The sequence below is a fragment of the Trinickia sp. genome (genome assembly GCF_035492435.1).
Taxonomy (GTDB): Bacteria; Pseudomonadota; Gammaproteobacteria; order Burkholderiales; family Burkholderiaceae; genus Trinickia.
On sequence record NZ_DATJJF010000090.1, the window covers coordinates 12,001 to 31,212 of the forward strand.

Annotated in this window: 17 protein-coding genes and 1 tRNA gene; 11 read left to right on the top strand and 7 right to left on the bottom strand. The window is 62.6% G+C overall.

The window, feature by feature from the left end:
- Window positions 1-42: 42 nt before the first annotated feature.
- From aroC to VL598_RS06385, 3 genes are all read right to left on the bottom strand, one after another.
- Window positions 43-1,143 (bottom strand): chorismate synthase, encoded by a 1,101-nt coding sequence (gene aroC, locus VL598_RS06375; RefSeq protein ID WP_325325853.1) that lies wholly within the window; start codon window positions 1,141-1,143, stop codon window positions 43-45.
- 150 nt (window positions 1,144-1,293) lie between these two features.
- A complete protein-coding gene (locus tag VL598_RS06380; RefSeq protein ID WP_325325854.1) occupies window positions 1,294-3,231 on the bottom strand; it encodes an MFS transporter in 1,938 nt (645 codons plus the stop codon).
- Between the two features lie 219 nt (window positions 3,232-3,450).
- Window positions 3,451-3,909 (bottom strand): CBS domain-containing protein, encoded by a 459-nt coding sequence (locus VL598_RS06385; protein WP_325325855.1) that lies wholly within the window; start codon window positions 3,907-3,909, stop codon window positions 3,451-3,453.
- 249 nt (window positions 3,910-4,158) lie between these two features.
- Here VL598_RS06385 and VL598_RS06390 point away from each other — a divergent pair, with 249 nt between their 5' ends.
- The 3 genes from VL598_RS06390 (at window position 4,159) to VL598_RS06400 (ending at window position 6,841) form a co-directional block, all read left to right on the top strand.
- Window positions 4,159-5,490, top strand: coding sequence for an O-acetylhomoserine aminocarboxypropyltransferase (locus VL598_RS06390; RefSeq protein WP_325325856.1), 1,332 nt, complete (start codon window positions 4,159-4,161; stop codon window positions 5,488-5,490).
- Entirely contained in the window at window positions 5,487-6,317 is an 831-nt protein-coding gene (locus tag VL598_RS06395; protein ID WP_325325857.1) for an alpha/beta hydrolase, read from the top strand. Before VL598_RS06390 ends, VL598_RS06395 begins: the two co-directional genes overlap by 4 nt.
- Window positions 6,318-6,520: 203 nt before the next feature.
- Window positions 6,521-6,841 (top strand): Mpo1-like protein, encoded by a 321-nt coding sequence (locus VL598_RS06400; protein WP_325325858.1) that lies wholly within the window; start codon window positions 6,521-6,523, stop codon window positions 6,839-6,841.
- Window positions 6,842-6,880: 39 nt separating this feature from the next.
- Here VL598_RS06400 and VL598_RS06405 read toward each other — a convergent pair whose 3' ends face one another.
- Window positions 6,881-8,176, bottom strand: coding sequence for a YihY family inner membrane protein (locus VL598_RS06405; protein ID WP_325325859.1), 1,296 nt, complete (start codon window positions 8,174-8,176; stop codon window positions 6,881-6,883).
- 129 nt (window positions 8,177-8,305) lie between these two features.
- Between VL598_RS06405 and wrbA the strand changes: the two genes are divergently transcribed.
- The 5 genes from wrbA to VL598_RS06430 all read left to right on the top strand — a co-directional run bounded on the left by wrbA (window position 8,306) and on the right by VL598_RS06430 (window position 12,858).
- Window positions 8,306-8,908: an NAD(P)H:quinone oxidoreductase gene (wrbA, locus tag VL598_RS06410; protein WP_325325860.1), complete on the top strand. Its 603-nt coding sequence runs from the start codon at window positions 8,306-8,308 to the stop codon at window positions 8,906-8,908.
- Window positions 8,905-9,390 carry a DUF2069 domain-containing protein gene (locus tag VL598_RS06415; RefSeq protein WP_325325861.1) on the top strand — a complete coding sequence of 162 codons (486 nt, stop codon included), beginning with the start codon at window positions 8,905-8,907 and terminating at the stop codon, window positions 9,388-9,390. Before wrbA ends, VL598_RS06415 begins: the two co-directional genes overlap by 4 nt.
- Window positions 9,391-9,520: 130 nt before the next feature.
- On the top strand, window positions 9,521-10,960 hold the full coding sequence (locus tag VL598_RS06420) for an FAD-binding oxidoreductase (RefSeq protein WP_325325862.1): 1,440 nt from the start codon (window positions 9,521-9,523) through the stop codon (window positions 10,958-10,960).
- Window positions 10,961-10,990: 30 nt separating this feature from the next.
- A complete protein-coding gene (locus VL598_RS06425) occupies window positions 10,991-11,806 on the top strand; it encodes a metallophosphoesterase (RefSeq protein ID WP_325325863.1) in 816 nt (271 codons plus the stop codon).
- A gap of 86 nt (window positions 11,807-11,892) precedes the next feature.
- On the top strand, window positions 11,893-12,858 hold the full coding sequence (locus VL598_RS06430) for an oxidoreductase (RefSeq protein WP_325325864.1): 966 nt from the start codon (window positions 11,893-11,895) through the stop codon (window positions 12,856-12,858).
- A gap of 311 nt (window positions 12,859-13,169) precedes the next feature.
- Here VL598_RS06430 and VL598_RS06435 read toward each other — a convergent pair.
- A tRNA-Pro gene (locus tag VL598_RS06435) sits at window positions 13,170-13,246 on the bottom strand.
- 208 nt (window positions 13,247-13,454) lie between these two features.
- Between VL598_RS06435 and VL598_RS06440 the strand changes: the two genes are divergently transcribed.
- Complete coding sequence (locus VL598_RS06440; protein ID WP_325325865.1) at window positions 13,455-13,913, top strand: SixA phosphatase family protein; 459 nt, start codon at window positions 13,455-13,457, stop codon at window positions 13,911-13,913.
- Between the two features lie 155 nt (window positions 13,914-14,068).
- Window positions 14,069-14,887 carry a GNAT family N-acetyltransferase gene (locus VL598_RS06445; protein WP_325325866.1) on the top strand — a complete coding sequence of 273 codons (819 nt, stop codon included), beginning with the start codon at window positions 14,069-14,071 and terminating at the stop codon, window positions 14,885-14,887.
- A gap of 185 nt (window positions 14,888-15,072) precedes the next feature.
- Here the strand turns inward: VL598_RS06445 and ppx are convergent, their stop codons facing one another.
- Complete coding sequence (gene ppx / locus VL598_RS06450) at window positions 15,073-16,587, bottom strand: exopolyphosphatase (RefSeq protein ID WP_325325867.1); 1,515 nt, start codon at window positions 16,585-16,587, stop codon at window positions 15,073-15,075.
- A gap of 294 nt (window positions 16,588-16,881) precedes the next feature.
- Between ppx and ppk1 the strand changes: the two genes are divergently transcribed.
- The gene (gene ppk1 / locus VL598_RS06455; RefSeq protein ID WP_325325868.1) at window positions 16,882-18,945 is read left to right on the top strand and encodes a polyphosphate kinase 1; all 2,064 of its coding nucleotides are present in this window, start codon (window positions 16,882-16,884) and stop codon (window positions 18,943-18,945) included.
- A gap of 100 nt (window positions 18,946-19,045) precedes the next feature.
- Here the strand turns inward: ppk1 and VL598_RS06460 are convergent.
- Window positions 19,046-19,212, bottom strand: a 167-nt coding sequence (locus tag VL598_RS06460; protein WP_325325871.1) for an ATP-binding protein, incomplete at its 5' end; no start/stop codon positions are given.

A 19,212-nucleotide genomic window follows, 5' to 3' on the forward strand; every position in this document is an offset into this window, starting at 1 on the left:
CATCGAGCGTGCGGATCGCGAGCGCCGCCTTCTGGCTTGGGCTTAGGACGCGCTCGGTGCGATCTTGGGGGTTGTCACCTGCACATCGCCGCATTGCGCGCGATGACGCAGTGCGTGATCGATCAGCACCAGCGCGAGCATCGCTTCGGCGATCGGCGTTGCCCGAATGCCAACGCATGGATCGTGCCGGCCGAACGTCTCGACGACGACGGGCTGGCCCGCCTTATCGATCGAGCGGCGCGGCGTGCGGATGCTTGACGTCGGTTTGATTGCGATCGACACCGTGATGTCCTGCCCCGTCGAAATACCGCCGAGGATGCCACCCGCGTTGTTGCCGACGAAGCCTTCGGGCGTCAGTTCATCACCGTGTTGCGAACCGCGTTGGGCCACGCTCGCGAATCCGGCGCCGATCTCGACACCCTTGACCGCGTTGATGCCCATCATGGCGTACGCGATGTCGGCATCGAGGCGATCGAAGAGCGGCTCGCCGAGACCGACGGGCACCCCGCTTGCCACCACCTCGATGCGGGCGCCGATGGAGTCGCCCTCTTTGCGCAACTCGTCCATGTAGGCTTCCAACTGCGGCACGATGTCGGCGTTGGGCACAAAGAACGGATTCTCACGCACGTGTGCCCAGTCGACGAATGGCACCTCGATCTCGCCAAGCGCACTCATGTAGCCACGTACCTCTACGCCGTAGCGTTCACGCAGCCATTTCTTGGCGACGGCGCCCGCCGCGACCGTGGGCGCCGTCAGACGTGCCGACGATCGTCCGCCACCGCGATAGTCGCGGATGCCGTATTTGTGCCAGTAGGTGTAGTCGGCATGTCCGGGGCGAAACGTCTCGACGATATTTCCGTAGTCCTTGCTGCGCTGATCCGTGTTGCGGATGAGCAGTGCAATGGGGGCACCCGTCGTCGTACCCTCGAAGACACCGGAGAGTATTTCGACTTTGTCTTCCTCTTGGCGTTGCGTCACATGACGCGAGGTGCCTGGCTTTCGGCGATCGAGTTCCGCTTGAATGTCGGCTTCGGCGAGCGCCATGCCGGGCGGGCAACCATCGATGACGCACCCGATGGCTGGCCCGTGCGATTCGCCGAACGTAGTGACGGTGAAGAGCGTGCCGAGAGTATTGCCGGACATGACTGGCCTTGCTGAGCGATGCAGGAAGACCGTCATTATGCCCCATGCAGAGCAGTCGACGGGAGTTGGCGCTTCAGCGCTTACTCCGGCCCCATGCCGAGCTGTTAGGGCATTAACTCCACCCAACCGCCCGCCGCACGAGCCGCGGCCCTACTTTCGCGGCCCGCGCAGTTCGGTCACGATGCACTGCAAGACTTCAGGCGTGACTGATCGAGCATCAAGCGGCTCGGCAACGGCAAGCGTCAGACGGCTCATCACTCGCCGCTTTGCGGGACGCGGCCACTGAGAATCCGTCGCACGAGAAAACATGCTTCCCCAGAGTCCGCGCAGCGCCATGGGGATCACCGGAACGGGCGTGCGCTCGACGATGCGCGTGACGCCCTGGTGAAACGGATTGATCTCACCATCTCGCGTCAACTTGCCTTCGGGAAAGATACAGACGAGCTCACCCTGCTCGAGCGCCTGCGCACAGGCTTCGTAGGCTTCATCGAGCAGCGCCGCGTCTTCATGTGCGGGTGCGATCGGAATGGCCTTCGCATGCCTGAAGATCCAGCCGGCGAACGGCGTTTTGAAGATGCGGTGGTCCATGACGAAGCGAATGGGCCGAGGGCTCACCGCCATGATGACGATCGCGTCGACATAGCTCACGTGATTGCACACCAAAACGGCTGCCCCACGCTCAGGGATGCGCTCGGGATGAACCAGCCGAATGCGATAGAACGTGTGCACGAGCATCCACGCGATGAAACGGAGCAGAAACTCCGGCACCAGAGAATAGATATAGGCCGCAACGATCACGTTGAGCAGCGCGGTTGTGAGGAAGATGCCGGGAAGGCTGACGCCCGCTCGCGTCAGCACAGTCGCCATCAGCGCCGACAGAATCATGAACAACGCATTCAGAATGTTGTTGGCCGCGATGATCCGCGCGCGATGTGTTGGCTGGCTGCGGCTTTGAATCAACGCATAGAGCGGCACGCTATAGAAGCCCCCGAACATCGCGAGCAGAAATAGGTCCGCAACGATACGCCAGTGTGCAAGCACGCTCAGGAACGATCCGACACCAAGCAACTGCTCCGCTCGCGGCAGCCCGTGACTCGCGAAGTAAAGGTCGACGCCGAAGACGCTCATGCCGATCGAGCCGAGCGGCACGAGCCCAATTTCGACGCGCCGTTTCGAGAGCCGCTCACACAGGAGCGAACCGATGCCAATGCCCAGCGAGAAAGTCGCCAGCAGGACTGTGACAACGTCCGCGTTGCCCGACAGCACATCCTTGGCGAAGTTGAAGAACGACGTAAGAAAGGTGGCGCCGACGAACCAAAGCCATGAAATCCCGAGCAGGCTAAGAAACACCGTACGTTGAGTGCGAGCCAGCGCGAGGTTGCGCCAGGTTTCGCTGATCGGGTTCCAGTTGATCCGCAAGTCCGGCTGCGGCGCAGGCGATGGCGGCACGAGACTCGACATGGCGCGCCCCGCGAGCGCCACAGCCACACAAACGCCGGCGAGGACGCTGGCGCCCGTAGCGCCAAAAGCCGCGGCAGCACCGCCGATGAGGGTACCGATCAAGATGGCCACGAAGGTGCCCATTTCGACAAGCCCGTTGCCGCCCACCAACTCTCGCTCGTCAAGGTGCTGCGGAAGGTAGGCGTACTTGACCGGGCCGAACACCGTCGAGTGAACGCCCATCAGGAAAGTGCACAGATAGAGCAGCGTTGCATGGTGCAGTACGAAGCCCGCCGCCCCGACGAGCATGACCGCAATTTCAAACGCCTTCACGAACCGCGTGAGGGTCGCCTTGTCGTACTTGTCGGCGATCTGGCCCGACGTCGCCGAAAACAGCATGAACGGCACAATGAAAATCGCCGAAATCAAAAACGGGGCGGTTTTCGCATCGACGGCGGTGAAACGCGCCGTCTCATAAGTAACGAGCGAAGTAAATCCGACTTTGAATACGTTGTCATTCAGCGCGCCGAGAAACTGCGTCCAAAAAAATGGTGCAAAACGGCGCGCCTTCAACAAGGCAAATTGGGAATGCTGATCACGCGACGTGCGGCGAGCTTTCGGAGTTATCGACAACGAACGGTCAGTCATGCATGCGGCCCAAGGGTTGTGGGCGACGCCAGATGAAACCTGCGACGCCGTGCTCGGAGGGACAGCATTCCCGATCTGGCGAGCCACTCCGGCATACAGCCGCGAAACGCGGTGTGCCAGACATGGCTGCGCTCATTCAGTCCAGGAAACACACGGCCGCGGATGGGGCAGCCAAGCTGAGGCGGTGCGATGGCGTGGTGGCTCGATGCCGGGACGGCATCAGCGCACGGAGTGGGCTTCGTTTTCCTCGGGCCAATCACGGATATAGGCCTTCAGCATGCGGTTTTCAAAGCTTTGCTCTTCCACGACAGCCTTCGCCACATCGTAAAACGAAATCACGCCCATCAGCGTGCGATTGTCGATGACGGGCAGGTAACGAACGTGGTGGTCGAGCATCATGCGGCGCACTTCGTTGACATCGGTGTCAGGCGTGCAGGTGATCGGATGATCGTCCATCACCTTGCGGATCGTCGCGCTGCCGACACTGCCGCCCTGTGTGCTTAGCGTCTTGATGATTTCGCGAAAAGTCAGCATCCCGACCAGATCGCCGTACGCCATGACCACCAGCGAGCCGATGTCGTGCACGGCCATCGTGTTCACCGCGTCGCTGAGCGACGTGTCCGGGGTTACCGTATAGAGCACCGTGCCCTTCACTTGCAGAATATCGCTGACCCTCATGAATCCTCCGGTCCTCCAAGAACCTTGCTAAAACGATTAATCGTCGATTAAACGATGCTAGCTGAAAGGTCCCTAAAAGGAAAGCTGGTCGCCCGCCTCCACCCCGGCCGCAGTGGGCTCACGCATCGATGAATGGCCAAAATCAGGCCAACTGTGACCATCTGACGCACGCTCACTGGTCAAAAAGCGGCGCGGTGATAGGATGGCCGGCACGCCAACCGATTCCGGATGCGCATCCGGCCGCAACCAATGAGTGCGAACCGCTTCGATACGCTGGCAGTCCACGCAGGCGCCGCGCCCGATCCCGCGACGGGGGCGCGCGTCACGCCAATCCATCAAAGTGCGGCCTTTGTCTTTCGCGACGCCGACCATGCCGCGGCACTTTTCAACACGGAGCGAGCCGGCCACATCCACTCGCGCACCTCGAACCCGACTGTCGCCGTGTTTGAAGAGCGTGTCGCGGCGCTTGAGAACGCCGTTGGCGCAATCGGCACCGCAAGCGGACAAGCCGCGCTGCACCTCGCTATCGCCACCTTGATGGGCGCCGGCGCGCACATCGTGGCCTCGAGCGCGCTTCGCGGCAGCGCGTACAGCTTGCTGCACTGCACGCTGCGCCGCTTCGGTATTGAAACGACATTCGTCCAGCCGCGCGATATCGACGGCTGGCGCGCGGCACTGCGGCCCAACACGCGGCTGCTGTTCGGCGAGACACTCGGCAATCCGAGCCTTGACGTGCTCGACATCACCACCATCGCGCAACTCGCGCACGAGCATCGCGTGCCGCTACTCGTCGATTCGACGCTCACCACGCCCTATCTGCTGAGACCGATCGAGCACGGCGCGGACTTCGTGCATCACGCGGCAACGCAGTTCCTCGGCGGACACGGCACGACCGTGGGCGGTGTGCTCGTCGATGGCGGCACGTTCGACTTCGTGGCCTCGGGACGCTTTCCCGAACTCACCGAGCCGTATACAGGCTTGCACGGCATGGTCTTTGCCGAAGAGAGCACTGTCGCTGCGTTCCTGCTGCGCGCCCGCTGCGAGGGGCTGCACGATTTCGGCGCGAGCTTGCATCCTCAGGCCGCCTGGCAACTGCTGCAAGGCATCGAAACGCTGCACCTGCGCATGGACCGGCATATTGCGAACACGCGCAAGATCGTCGAGTTCCTTTCGTCGCATGCGGCGGTCGAATCAGTCGCCTACCCCGAGCTCGAGTCGCATCCTGACCATGCCCTTGCGCAACGGTTGCTACCGCGCGGCGCCGGTGCCGTCGTCAGCTTCAATTTGCGCGGCGGTGTTGTCGCAAGCCGGTGTTTCATCGAGGCACTGACGCTGTTCTCGCATCTCGCCCACGTCGGCGACGTGCGCTCGCTTGTGATTCACCCGGCGTCAACGACCCACGTCCGCATGGACGCCGCCGCCCTCGCCGCGGCCGGCATCGGCGATGGAACGATCCGTCTGTCTATCGGACTCGAGGATGCCGACGACCTCATCGACGACCTCAAGCGCGCCCTGAAAGCGGCCATGAAGGCTTCGCCGCCGGCCGCAGCCGCTTCCCCGTCCAACAAGGAGGCGCGATGATCATCGACGTCGGCAGTCAGGCCATCTACGCCTATTCGGCGGGCAAGTCATTCGATCCGGCGCTGCCCACCGCGGTGTTCCTCCATGGCGCGCAGCACGACCATAGCGTCTGGGCACTGCAAAGCCGGTACTTCGGCCACCACGGATTCAACGTGCTTGCCGTCGACCTCCCCGGCCACGGCCGCAGTGCGGGTCCCGCTGCTATGAGCATCGGCGCCCTCGCAGAGTGGCTCGCCGCTCTGCTCGATGCCGTCGGCGCGCCGGACGCGTTCATCGTCGGACACAGCATGGGCTCGCTCATCGCGCTCGATTTCGCCGGCCGATATCCAAAGCGGGCGGCGCGGCTCGCGCTGGTCGCCACGGCCGTTCCGATGGCGGTCTCCGAGGTGTTGCTGGATGCGGCGCTCCATCGCGAAACGGAAGCGATCGACTTCGTCAATCGCTGGTCTCACGCGACGATCGCGGCCAAGCCTTCGTGCCCCGGACCAGGCTTCTGGCTTCACGGCGCCAATCAGCGTCTGATGGAACGTGTTGCCGTACTAGGCGAGCCGCACCTGCTGCACACCGACTTCGCCGCTTGCCACGCCTACGCTGACGGGCTGCTGCGTGCGGCGCAAGTGCGCTGCCCCGTGCGCCTCATTCTCGGGGCGAAAGACTCGATGACGCCGCCTCGTGCCGCGCGCGCCTTGGCCGATGCGCTTACCGCAGGCGGCTGCGATGTAAACACCGTCATGCTGGATGCGGGCCACGCACTCATGACGGAGCAACCCGACGCCACCCTCGACACACTGTTCGAATTCGCTCGCCCGCTCAGCCCGCGAGCGTAACCGCACATACATCCGTAACCGACAAACCGGCGAATCGGCCGACCGAAAGCCGGGTTGCGGCAACCCCGCGTTTCGCCGCACAATGAACCGAGCGGCTCTTTGGCCGTCACCCGCACGCCCGTGGCCCTGAAGATAGCGCCGGCCATTAGCCGTGGATAAGCCTTGGGGCGCACATCGAAAGCTTCGCCGAACGGAGGCGTTTCATGGCCCGCGACGTTCAGCCAACTCACTTTGCGAATTTCGCCGAGTTTTATCCGTTCTACCTCAGCGAGCACCGCAACCGCATCTGCCGGCGTTTGCACTTCATCGGTTCGCTTGGCGTGATCGGCTGTTTGTGCCTCGCGGTAGGCACCGGTGACTGGGTTTGGCTGCCAGCCGCCGTAGTCTGCGGGTACGGCTTCGCCTGGGTTGGCCATTTCGCCTTCGAGAAGAACCGTCCTGCGACCTTCCGGCACCCCATCTATAGCCTGATAGGCGACTGGGCCATGTTCCTTGACATCTGCACGGGGAAGATTCGGCTGTAGCGCACCTTGCGCTGACCGAGCCCCCGAGGCTCCGAGACATCAGGCGTGCCGGGGTGTCGCAGCCGGCGCCCGTGCGCTGTCATCGGAGGACGTGCGTGTGCTGTAAGCGGCGAAGAGCGTCGCAAGCGAGATATCAAGCTTGTCGTTTTTCAGCGCGCTCAGCAACGGTTCGCCATTCACGCACGTCGCCTCGAGCTTAAGCTGGTATTCGAGTCCGGCCCGTTCCACGACGAAAAGGTCGACAACCTGCCCCACGGTAAGCTGCGCGGGGTTTGCGAGCAAGGCATAGCGCGGTATGCCGTCGCCGCCTTCCTGTACGCGCGTGATCCATTCGCGCCGGTTAAGCTTTTCGACGAGCCTAGTCGCGGTCCCGAGATCGCAACGCATTGACCGGGCAAGCTCGAAGACCGTCCGCCCAGGCCGGCCCGATTCGCGCGCTTCATTCAGGCGAGCCAGCAGCTCGAGCGCATCGAGCAGGTCGCCCCCCGGATAAGCGCGCCGGTGAAACTGGCCAACGCGAATCGCGGGCAGGATTGCGACGATCGCTGCACCGACCAGCGTGACGAACCAGCTTAAATACACCCAGACCAGGAACATCGGCACCAGCGCAAATGCTCCATAGACCGCCGTGTAGGTCGGCATGTTTCGCACATAGTAGCCAAAGCCGCGCTTGGCAAGCTCGAACCCCACCGCCGCGGCGAGCCCGCCGACGACTGCGTCGCGCCACTGCACCGAGCAGTTCGGCAGGTACACGTAGAGCATCGTGAACACGAAGGCTGTGAACGGCAACGCGGCGCCCGTCAGCGCCCATCCGAAGAGCGGCGACAACTCCGATAGCGGCGCCGAAGGCGTGAACAGATACGATGTGATCGAAAGGCTGACGCCAATAAGGAGTGGCCCGAGGGTAATGACCGCCCAGTACACGAGCACGCGCTGCGCGAAGGGTCGCGGCTTGGGCACCCGCCAGATCAAATTAAACGCCGACTCGACCGTCATCATCGTCATCACGGCAATGAAAAAAAGCACGATCAGGCCCGCCGTGGTGAGCCCTTTTGCCCTTGATGCGAACTGATTCAAATAGCGGAAGATCTGAACGTTGATCTGGTCCGGCATCAAATGCTGCGCTAAAAACGTCTGCAGTGACGACTGAAACTTCGCAAAAATCGGAAACGCAGTGAAGACTGCGAACGCTACCGTCGCGAGCGGGACGATCGCGAGCATCGTCGTAAACGTCAGGCTGCCCGCCGCCTGGACGATGCGGTCTTCGCGACTGCGCTGCGCCGCGAAGTGCGCCAGCCGTCGCAGTGTGTCGAAGTCGCAGCTCAACTTCCGCAAAAGAACCTCCGCCTGGGAATGGGGGCGGCAAGCGCGCCGCCAAGCGCGTCAAACCACCTGAACGCAGCGCACGTGTCACCTGCAATGCAGCCCACGCCCCCTATAATAAGCCGCTCACGAGTGAGGCCCATGAAAGATATTCTCGTACTTTATTACAGCCGGCACGGCGCGACGCGCGAGCTGGCGCTCGCAATTGCGCAAGGCATCGACAGCGTGCCAGGCATGCAGTCCAGAATTCGCACGGTGCCGAGCGTATCGCCCGTCACGCAAGCCACCGAGCCCGACATTCCGGCTGACGGGCCGCCCTATGCCGAGCTGCGCGATCTCGAGGAGTGTGCCGGACTCGCCCTCGGCTCGCCGACGCGCTTTGGCAATATGGCTGCTTCGCTCAAGCATTTTCTCGACGGCACAACTCCGCAGTGGCTAAGCGGTGCGCTCGCCGGCAAACCGGCGTGCGTGTTCACGTCGACAGGCAGCCTCCACGGCGGCCAGGAAACCACGCTGCTTTCGATGATGCTGCCGCTGTTGCATCATGGCATGATGCTTCTCGGGATTCCTTACACGGAGAGTGCCTTGTCGGCGACACGAAGCGGCGGCACGCCTTACGGCGCCTCGCATGTATCGGGCGCGGGGGCACGCGAATCCTCCCTCTCGCCCGAAGAAAAATCGCTCGCCGTTGCACTCGGCGTCCGTCTTGCACGCACGGCATCACTGCTCACCGGCCAGCCATGAAACCGGGCAGGCGAACGGCTCGCCCCAATCCCATCGCGCTCAGGCTCGAGGAAACAAGGGGTTGCAGCGCATGTGCGATCGGCGCTGCCCTTGCGCTCATCGCGCTCATCGTTCTCGCCGTCGCCTGGGAACGCTGGCTCGCGCCGCTGCGGCCCGGCGGCTCGGCACTCGTCCTCAAAGCGCTGCCGCTTGCCTTCGCGCTACCGGGCCTGTTGCGCCGGCGCCTCTACACGTTTCAGTGGACGTCGATGCTGATCTTGCTTTACTTCACTGAAGGCGTTGTGCGTGGAATGAGCGATGCGCCACCATCGGCATGGCTCGGCTGGGTGGAGACCGCGCTTTCACTGTTATTTCTGGCTTGCGCGCTCGCGTACGTGGCGCCATTCAAGCGGGCCGCCAGGGCGGCGCAGCGCCGTTCGCAAGCCGATGCCGCCGCGCGAGCTTCCGAGCGCGGGGAACCGGGAGCCGCGGTGCGGCGGTGACAACGGCCGCCGGCTTGAAGTCCGCACTCTGCGCGCAGGCAGTGGCACGCACCGTAAGTCTGCCTCGGCTCCTGCCTGTTACACACATGCTGTGCGTTGTGTGCCCTCGTTGTTGACGACAATGATTGCTATGACCGATACCACTTCCCTTTCTACGCCCACCGATTTCGTCGCCGCCTGCCGCGACGCCATCGGCGCCGCTCATGTACTGACTGACGCTGCGGACACCGCCGCCTACCTGACCGACTGGCGCCACCGCTATACAGGCACTGCCTGCGCCGTGCTTCGGCCCGGCACAACCGACGAAGTGGCCGCCCTCGTGCGCCTTGCCGCCACCCACCGCGTCGGGCTCGTACCGCAAGGCGGCAACACCGGCCTCGCCGGTGGCGCGACCCCCGACACGAGCGGCAAAACGGCAGTGCTCAGCCTTACTCGCTTGAACCGCATACGTTCGCTTGACGTGCATAACAACACGATTACGGTCGAAGCCGGCGTAGTGCTTGCCGACGTGCAAGCGCGGGCACGCGATGCAGGGCGACTCTTTCCGTTGAGCCTCGCAGCCGAAGGCAGTTGCACGATCGGCGGCAACCTCGCAACGAATGCCGGCGGCACGGGAGTACTGCGCTACGGCAATGCACGTGAGCTCTGCCTGGGCCTCGAAGTGGTGACGCCGCAAGGCGAAATTTGGGACGGCTTGCGCGGGCTGCGCAAGGACAACACCGGTTACGACCTGCGCGATCTCTACATTGGTGCCGAGGGCACGCTCGGAATCATCACGGCAGCGGTGCTGAAGCTGCACCCGCAGCCGGCCGCGCGCCTGACTTCGCTCGCCGCGCTGGCGTCGCCGCAAGCCGCGCTCGACTTGTTCGCACTGGCTGAGCGCTACTCGGGGCCGCTCTTGACCGCGTTCGAGCTGATGTCGGATTTTTGCTTGCAGCTTGTCGGCAAGCACTTTTCGCAGTTGCGCTACCCATTCGATGGGCAACATGCGCAGGTCGTGCTGATCGAGCTTTCCGACAGCGAAAGCGAAGCGCACGCGCGCAGCCTCTTCGAGCGCATGATGGAAGAAGCCCTCGAGACGGGACTCGTGGAGGACGCCGTCGTCGCCGAAAGCCTCGCGCAATCGCGCGCGTTCTGGGACTTGCGCGAACATATTCCGCTCGCGCAGGCCGAAGAAGGGCTCAACATCAAGCACGACATTGGTGTGCCGATCTCTCGTATCGGCGCGTTCATCGAGGAGACGGACGCTGCCATTGCTGCAGCCGCACCGGGCGCGCGCATGGTGACGTTCGGCCATCTCGGCGACGGCAATCTGCACTACAACGTGCAGACGCCGGAGGGCGGCGACCCCAAGGCTTTTCTCGCACAGTATCAGGCGGCGCTCAATCGCATCGTCTACGACAGCGTGCATCGCCATGGCGGCAGCATCAGCGCAGAACACGGGCTTGGGCAATTGAAAATCGACGATGCGGCACGCTACAAGTCACCGGTCGAGCTGACGCTCATGCGCGCCATTAAATCGGCGCTTGATCCGCTGAGCCTGATGAACCCCGGCAAAGTGTTACGCTGAACGCCAAGCGTTTCGAGTGAGGAACCCGCTTTGAAAATCCGCGTACTGTCAGACTTGCACCTCGAGTGCGACGAGCCGGAAGTCATTGCGCACGCCGATGCCGATTTGATCGTGCTAGCCGGCGATATTCACAACCACGCCGCAGGCCTCTATTGGGCGGCCGAGACGTTCGATCCAACCACGCCCATCGTCTACGTGCCGGGCAATCACGAATACTACGACGGCGAGTTCGGTGCGTTGGAGGTGGCCATGCGCGATGCAGCCGCCGCAATCGACAACGTGCACTACCTCAACAACGCATCGTTCGTGGATCCACGCGGGCAATGGCGCGTGCTGGGCACCACGCTGTGGACCGACTTCGAGCTGTTCGGCGCCGACGATGCATCGCGCGCGACGGCCATGGCGGCTTCCGAGAAATCGTTGGTTGATTATCGCGGGCCCATTCAACTGGCGTGGACCACCGATGCCGGGGCAAACGAAAGCGCTTCGCACAACTTCACGCCTGTCGATTCGCTTGCGCTGCATCGCCAAGCTCGCGCGTGGCTTGCGGCGGAGATCGCCAAGCCGTTCGCGGGCAAGACCATCGTCGTGACCCACCATGCGCCGCATCGCGACAGCCTCGCGCCACGCTTTGCGCATGACCTTGCGTCGGCGGGCTTTATCAGCCATTTGCCGACGCTGGTTCGCGAGCCCGTTGCACTCTGGATTCACGGCCACACGCATGCATCTTTCGACTATGTCGTGAACGGCACGCGCGTCGTCTGTAATCCACGAGGTTACGTCGACCGTCGGCGCGCCCGCCCCGAGAACCCGGCATTCTCCTGGGACAAAGTCGTGGACCTCTGAGTAACGGCCATCAGACGCATGCCCCTTTTCTGCCCAGCACTCAGGCGCTTGGCAGGCACCATTACTCAACCTGCATCTCAGCTGAAATGACGACCGAACAATCATGGACTCTCGCCGATATCGGTGATCAGTCCGGCAAGCGTGTGCTCATCACAGGCGCCAACAGCGGCATTGGCTACTATGCGGCGTTGGAGCTGGCGCGCAAAGGCGCGCATATCGTGCTCGCGTGCCGCGACCCGCGGCGCGCAGAGGCCGCCATGACCGCCATACGGGCGGCGACGCCGGGAGCGCGACTCGAACTCGCTCAACTCGACCTCGCTTCATTGTCGTCCGTACGCGAATTCGCAGAACGCGAGCTTGCCCAACGTCGCCCCATCCACATTCTCATCAATAACGCCGGCGTCATGGCACCGCCTGCACGGCTCGAGACCGCCGATGGCTTCGAGTTGCAGTTTGGAACCAATGTGCTCGGCCATTTCGCGCTGACGGCGTGGCTCTTGCCCGCCCTTGAACAAGCTGCCGCCGAGGCGGCCGAACGGCCGCGTATCGTCACGATCGCATCCATCGCGCATAAGGGCGGCCAGCTCGACTTCGAGGATTTGCAGTCCACCCGCTCATACTCGCCCATGCGCGCATACCGGCAATCCAAGCTGGCCGACCTGATGTTCGCGTTCGAACTCGACCGGCGCCTGCGCGAGGCGCAATCGCGCGTGATGTCCGTGGCGGCGCACCCGGGTGTCGCCGACACGAACCTTTTTAGCAGCGGCGATTACCCGGCGATCGAGCGCGCCCTACGCCGCCTGGCCGGCCGGCTCATCGCGCTTGCGCTGAATACCGGTCCAATGGGTGCACTCCCGACGCTGTATGCGGCGACTTCCGATTGCGTTCGCGACGGTGGATATTACGGGCCCATGGGCCTTTTTGAAGCGAGAGGAAGCCGCGTGGGCAACGCGCGCGTCGCGAGTCAGGCGCGCGATGCAGTCGCAGCCGCAAAGTTGTGGCGGATTTGCGAAACGCTCGCGGGCGTCGGCTTTCCGAAGCTTGTGGCCTGATGGGTCTGATGGCTTGGCGCGGCGAGGCAACGGTTGCCAGGCGCCCGTCTCAGAACATTGGCGCTCGCCTCGAATCAGTGTCGGTCAGGGGACGTCACGTGTTCAGCGCGGGCTGTGAAAACTGAAACACGGCACCGCGTGGCACGTTCGGCTTATGGATGCGCCTTGGCTGTTTGCGTCGAAAAAATCCCGGAACATCACAAGGCAGCGGCCCAGTATCGACTCTTCACTCGATCGGTTGAGAAATCCGCTTAATGGAGCCACAAAACAAAAAGCCCGGCCTTGCGGACCGGGCTTTTTGCTTGATGCATTGGTCGGAGCGAAAGGATTCGAACCTTCGACCCTCTGATCCCAAATCAGATGCGCTACCAGGCTGCGCTACGCTCCGTCAGAAAGGAGACGCATTGTAGCCGCCACTGCGCGCCCGGTCAATCATCAATTTGATTGCCGACATTTCGGCTCGACAATGGCGAGATCGCCAATAACATTACACCTTGTCAAAAGGCATGATCCGATGCAATCGATCAAGCGCAAACCCAGCACCCCACAGGCATCGCGCTTGCGCAGTTAAGATGCGCACCCACCGGACTACTGCGATGAACCTGATTCTCTGGCGCCATGCGGAGGCGGAAGATACGGCACAAACCGACCTTTCCCGTCAGCTCACCTCGCGCGGGCGCAAACAAGCGCAAGCGGCGGCCAAGTGGCTCCGACACCACCTACCGCCCGATGCGTTAATCCTCGCCAGCCCCGCCGCGCGTACCGTTCAGACGGTCGAAGCGTTGACAGACCAATATCGCGTTGCAGACGAAATCGCGCCCGGTGCTGCGGTCGACGATTTACTCGCGGCCGTGGGCTGGCCGGACGGCGTCGCCCAGACGGTCGTGGTGGTCGGCCACCAGCCGACGCTCGGATTCGTCGCCTCCTGGCTACTCACTGGCGCGCAGACCGAGTGGCCTATCAAGAAAGGCGGTATCTGGTGGCTGGAGGGACGAGAGCGTAACGGCGGGCATCAAACCGTCGTCCGTGCAGTAATCCCCCCGGATCTCACCTAAAGTCACGGCACCGCCGCCTTGTGCAAGCGGCGTGAAAACTGCGTGTCTTACATACGACATGTCATCGGATTTACACCTTTTTTACATGCAACTGTCACAGCCGGTTACTACATTGGCAAAACACGCAGCAATTCCTACCTTTAACAGGAACTTCTATGCGAGATCTGCCGACGCCCACCCTGCCCCTCGCTTCCATTCTGCGCGACTCGCGCCGCCGCCTCCCGAGCACCGAAGAGACGATTACCGCGCAGCATCGCCTGCAAGTGGGCTGGGCCCGGACGGACGAAGAGCTGCGCGAAGCTCAGCGTCTGCGCTACCGCGTTTTCGCTGAAGAGATGGGTGCTAGCGTGGCAGGACCTGCCGGACTCGACGTCGATCGGTTCGACGCCTACTGCGATCATCTGCTCGTGCGCGATCTCGAGACGTTCACTGTGGTCGGCACCTACCGGGTGCTGCCGCCGCATCAAGCGGCACGCATCGGTCGCCTGTACGCTGAAGGCGAGTTCGACCTGTCGCGTCTCGCGCATCTGCGCGGCAAGCTAGTCGAGGTGGGGCGCTCCTGCGTACACCCTGACTATCGCAGCGGTTCGGTCATTATGTCGCTGTGGGGCGGCCTCGGCACGTACATGATGCAAAACGGCTACGAAACGATGTTGGGCTGTGCCAGCGTGCCGATGGCTGACGGCGGCCACTTCGCCGCGAACCTTTATGAAACATTGCGCGAAAGTGCACTGACGGATTCGGAGTATCACGCCTTCCCGCATACGCCGCTGCCCGTCGAGGAGCTGCGCACGGGCGCCAGAGTCGCACCGCCGCCACTCGTCAAAGGCTACCTACGCCTTGGTGCCAAGATTTGCGGTGCGCCGGCTTGGGATCCCGATTTCAACTGCGCCGACTTCCTCACGCTGTTCCGCCTTGCGGACATCAATGCGCGATACGCTCGCCACTTCCTCGGCGAAACCTTGCCGCGCTAAATGACCCGCTTTAGCGGCCGGGCGCGCAGCGCGACCCTGTCACCCGCCCGCCGTCCGGCAACCGGCATCGCCCGCTCGCGACACGCAGCGGGCTTTGTGAGTTGGATTCGGCGCAGCGAGCCCAATCGCCCACACGCCCAATAGGTGGCCCGAGGCGGTAGCCCGAGGTGCGATGGGTTCGTCGATCAATCGCCCGTATAGACGACGCGATAACGAATGCCGACCTTCTCCCACTCCGCGGCTTCCTGAATCAAGCTGTAATCGGTGAGCGGATTGTTGGCAACCCATTCGTTGGGCAAACGAACTTCATAACCGCCGTTCGCCTTGTCGACGCGAATACCCGGCAGCCCGATATCGGCACGCCGCCGACACAGCAGCGCCGCCAGTCGCAGGCAAAAAAGCAGCGGCCATTCGACGGCGCGCGTTTGCGAAAGCTTGCCGAGCTTGCCCGCATGTCCGAGCACGAGTGTCGCAAGCCGCGCCTGATCGGTGCGGGAGAAGCCCGGCATGTCGGCATTACTGGCGATGTAGGCCGAGTGCTTGTGATAGGCGCTGTGGGAGATCGACAGCCCGATTTCGTGCAACGAGGCGGACCAGCGCAAAAACGTGCGGGCTTCCTCGGCACGCTCGGCATCGACCTCGTCGTGCAGTTGGCTATAAAAGTCGAGAGCGAGGACGCAAATGCGTTCGGCCTGCGTGCGATCGACGCCATAGCGGCGCATGAAGCCCTCTACCGTGACGGCGCGCATGTCCTGGTGCTGCGTTCGGCCGAGCAGGTCGTAAAGTACGCCGAGACGCAGTGCGCCATCCGTCGTATCGACATAGTCGATCCCGAGCTCCTCGAAGACGGCCAACATGATGGACAACCCGCCCGCCAGCACCGGCACGCGATCGGCTTTAAGCGCCACGAGCTTGAGCCGATTGACATTCTCGGCCTTGATGAGGGCGCGCTTGAGCCGCTCGAGGCCGCCGCGGGAGATGCCGTGTGTCACGCCCGAATCGTTGAATCCGTTGGCTTCGACGAGCTCCGCCAGCGCACGTGCCGTACCGGATGAGCCGATCGCCTGATCCCATCCGGCCTGCTTGTACTCGCGCGAAATGATTTGGATTTCACGCTTGGCCGCGAGTTCGGCTTGCCGCATCGTGTACTCGTCGACGTTACCGGCGGGAAAGAAGGTGCGGCTGTGGCTCACACAGCCGATATAGAGGCTCTCCATGACGAGCGGCGTGTAGCCGGAGCCGATGATGAACTCGGTTGATCCGCCCCCGATGTCGACAACGAGCCGTTTGCCCGGGATGGCCGGCACCGAATGCGCTGCGCCCGCATAGATGAGGCGCGCCTCTTCGCGTCCGGCAATCACTTCGATCGGAAAGCCAAGCGCCTTCTCGGCCTCTAAAAGAAACTCGGCAGCATTCTTCGCGACGCGGACCGTGTTGGTCGCGACGGCACGCACGTGGTCGGGATGAAAGTCGCGCAGCCGCTCGCCAAATCGTTTCAGCGCCGTCCACGCACGCTCTTGCGATGCGCGGTCGAGCATTTTGTCGGGCGACAAGCCAGCCGCAAGCCGCACTGGCTCGCGCAGCCCATCGACCTGATAGATCTGGCTGCCCGCGGGCGTTTCCTCAACCCGCCCGACGATGAGACGGAAGCTGTTTGAACCAAGATCGACGGAAGCAAGCAAATGCACGGCGCTGGGCATAGGTAAAAACGTTTCCGGTCGCGCGCGGGCTTGCCCATCCCGATCATTCTTGGGTGGCCGAGCCTTGGCGCGACGCGCTTGAAAGTCGCCATTATAGAGCGTGGATCTTCGGGAAAAACGCACGCCGAAACTTTCGGTCGCTATGCGAGCGCGGTACCGATCTCACAGCATCTCAAATTTCGTCACTTCCCCCGTAGAATGGGTGACATCCATTAATTCCAATGACATCAAACTGTGAGAGTCTCCGAGCGTCCGTTCATTTCAGGCCCTGACCCTTTGCATTCCACCTTACCAATGCCATCGCCCTATCCGCTGCTTAACCGCGAGCTAGGTATCCTGGGTTTTAACGAACGCGTGCTCGCGCAAGCGGCGGATCCATCCATGCCGTTGCTGGAGCGCCTCCGGTTCATCTGCATCACGAGCAGCAACCTTGATGAGTTCTTCGAAATCCGCATGGCCGGGGTGCAAGAACAGATGGGTGACAATCCCGGCACGCTCTCGCCCGATGGGATGTCGCTGCAGCATGTCTATAACCTTGTCGTCGAACGCGCGCAGAAGCTCGTGTCTCGGCAATATCGGCTGCTGCATGAGACTGTGCTGCCCGCCCTCGAACAGGAAGGCATCTACTTCCACAGCGCCGAAAGCTGGACTGAACAGCAGACCACGTGGGCGCGCCGCTATTTCGCCAACGAGTTGTTGCCGGTGCTCACACCGATCGGCCTGGACCCGGCCCATCCGTTTCCGCGCGTGCTCAATAAGAGCCTGAATTTCGTCGTCGAACTGGAAGGCAAAGATGCGTTCGGCCGCCAAGCGGTAATGGGGATTGTGCAGGCACCGCGTGCACTACCTCGGCTTGTGCGTATGCCGCAAGAGCTGTCGGGCTTCGCCTACGGTTTCGTGTTGCTGAGCTCGTTCATGCAACGCTTCGTGAGCGAGCTTTTCCCGAACCTCATCGTGCGCAGCTGCAATCAATTCCGCATTACGCGCAACAGTGAGCTCTTCGTCGACGAGGATGAGATCACGAATCTGCGTGTCGCCCTTCAAGGCGAGCTGCCGGCGCGCCATCTCGGTAATGCAGTGCGGCTCGAAGTATCGGCGGAAACGCCCGCACATATCGTACAGCGTCTGCTCGACGAAAGTGGCTTGCGCGAGAAGGATTGCTACCGCGTTGACGGTCCCGTGAATCTCGTGCGTCTCATGCAACTGCCCGAGATGGTCGACCGCCCCGATCTCAAGTTTGTTCCGCACGTGCCTGCAACATCCGAGCGCGTGGCGAACACGCCAAGCCTTTTCGACGCCATCGATCAAGGCGACGTGCTCCTGCATCATCCCTACGAGAGTTTCCAGCCTGTCCTCGAACTGCTGCTTCAGGCCGCGCAGGATCCGAACGTCGTCGCCATCAAGCAAACGATCTATCGCACGGGCACCGATTCCCCGCTGATGAACGCGCTGATGCAGGCCGCGCGCAATGGCAAGGAGGTGACGGTGGTCGTGGAGCTGCTCGCGCGCTTCGACGAGGAGACGAATATCAACTGGGCCTCGCAGCTCGAAGCGGTGGGCGCACACGTCGTGTATGGCGTGGTCGGCCACAAATGCCACGCCAAGATGATGCTGATTGTGCGACGCGCGACCGAGAACGGCAAGTCAGTGCTCAAGCGCTACGCACATCTCGGCACAGGCAACTACCATCCGCGTACCGCTCGGCTCTATAGCGACTTCGGGCTGATGACGTCCGATCAGATGATCTGTGAAGACGTCCATCACGTATTTCAGCAGCTGACGGGCATCGGCGGCGAACTGAAGCTACGCGAGCTGTGGCAGTCGCCGTTCACGCTCCATCCCAAGCTGATGGAAGCCATTCGCGCAGAGGCCGAAAGCGCGCGCAGCGGCAAAAAGGCGCGAATCGTTGCGAAGATGAACGCGTTGCTCGAACCCACCGTCATTGCCGAGCTCTATGAAGCATCGAAAGCCGGCGTCAAGATCGATCTCATCGTACGAGGCGTCTGCTCGCTGCAGCCGGGCGTGCCGGGACTTTCCGAAAACATCACGGTGCGCTCGATCGTCGGTCGTTTCCTCGAGCATCACCGCATCTTCTACTTCTTCGCGGATGGACAAGAGAAAGTCTACTTGTCGAGCGCCGACTGGATGGATCGCAACTTCTTCCGGCGAGTGGAAGTGGCGTTCCCGATCAAGGATCGGCGTTTGAAGCGCCGCGTGATTGCGGAAGGGCTTTCCGGCTTCCTCGGCGACAACCAGTCGGCGTGGACCATGCAAAGCGATGGCCACTACCGGCGCTCGCGCCCAGGCAAGACCTCGCGTAACGCGCAATCGAGCCTGCTGGTCAAATTCGGCTGTTGAGGGGCTAACGCCACGAAAGACACGGCGCACCATCGCCGTGTCTGCGACGCGCCTTGCCCGCTCACCGTTGCCGTCTCAAGAAGCGAGCGCGCCCGAAGCGTCAGAGATGGACCGCCTGGCGCCGCACGCTGCGCAGCGGCGGAAACCGGACGGCGAACGTGCTGCCCCGGCCCTCTTCGCTCTTGACGTCCAGAACAGCATCGTGCCGTTGCAGCACGTGCTTGACGATCGCGAGCCCGAGCCCTGTGCCGCCCGTATCGCGTGAGC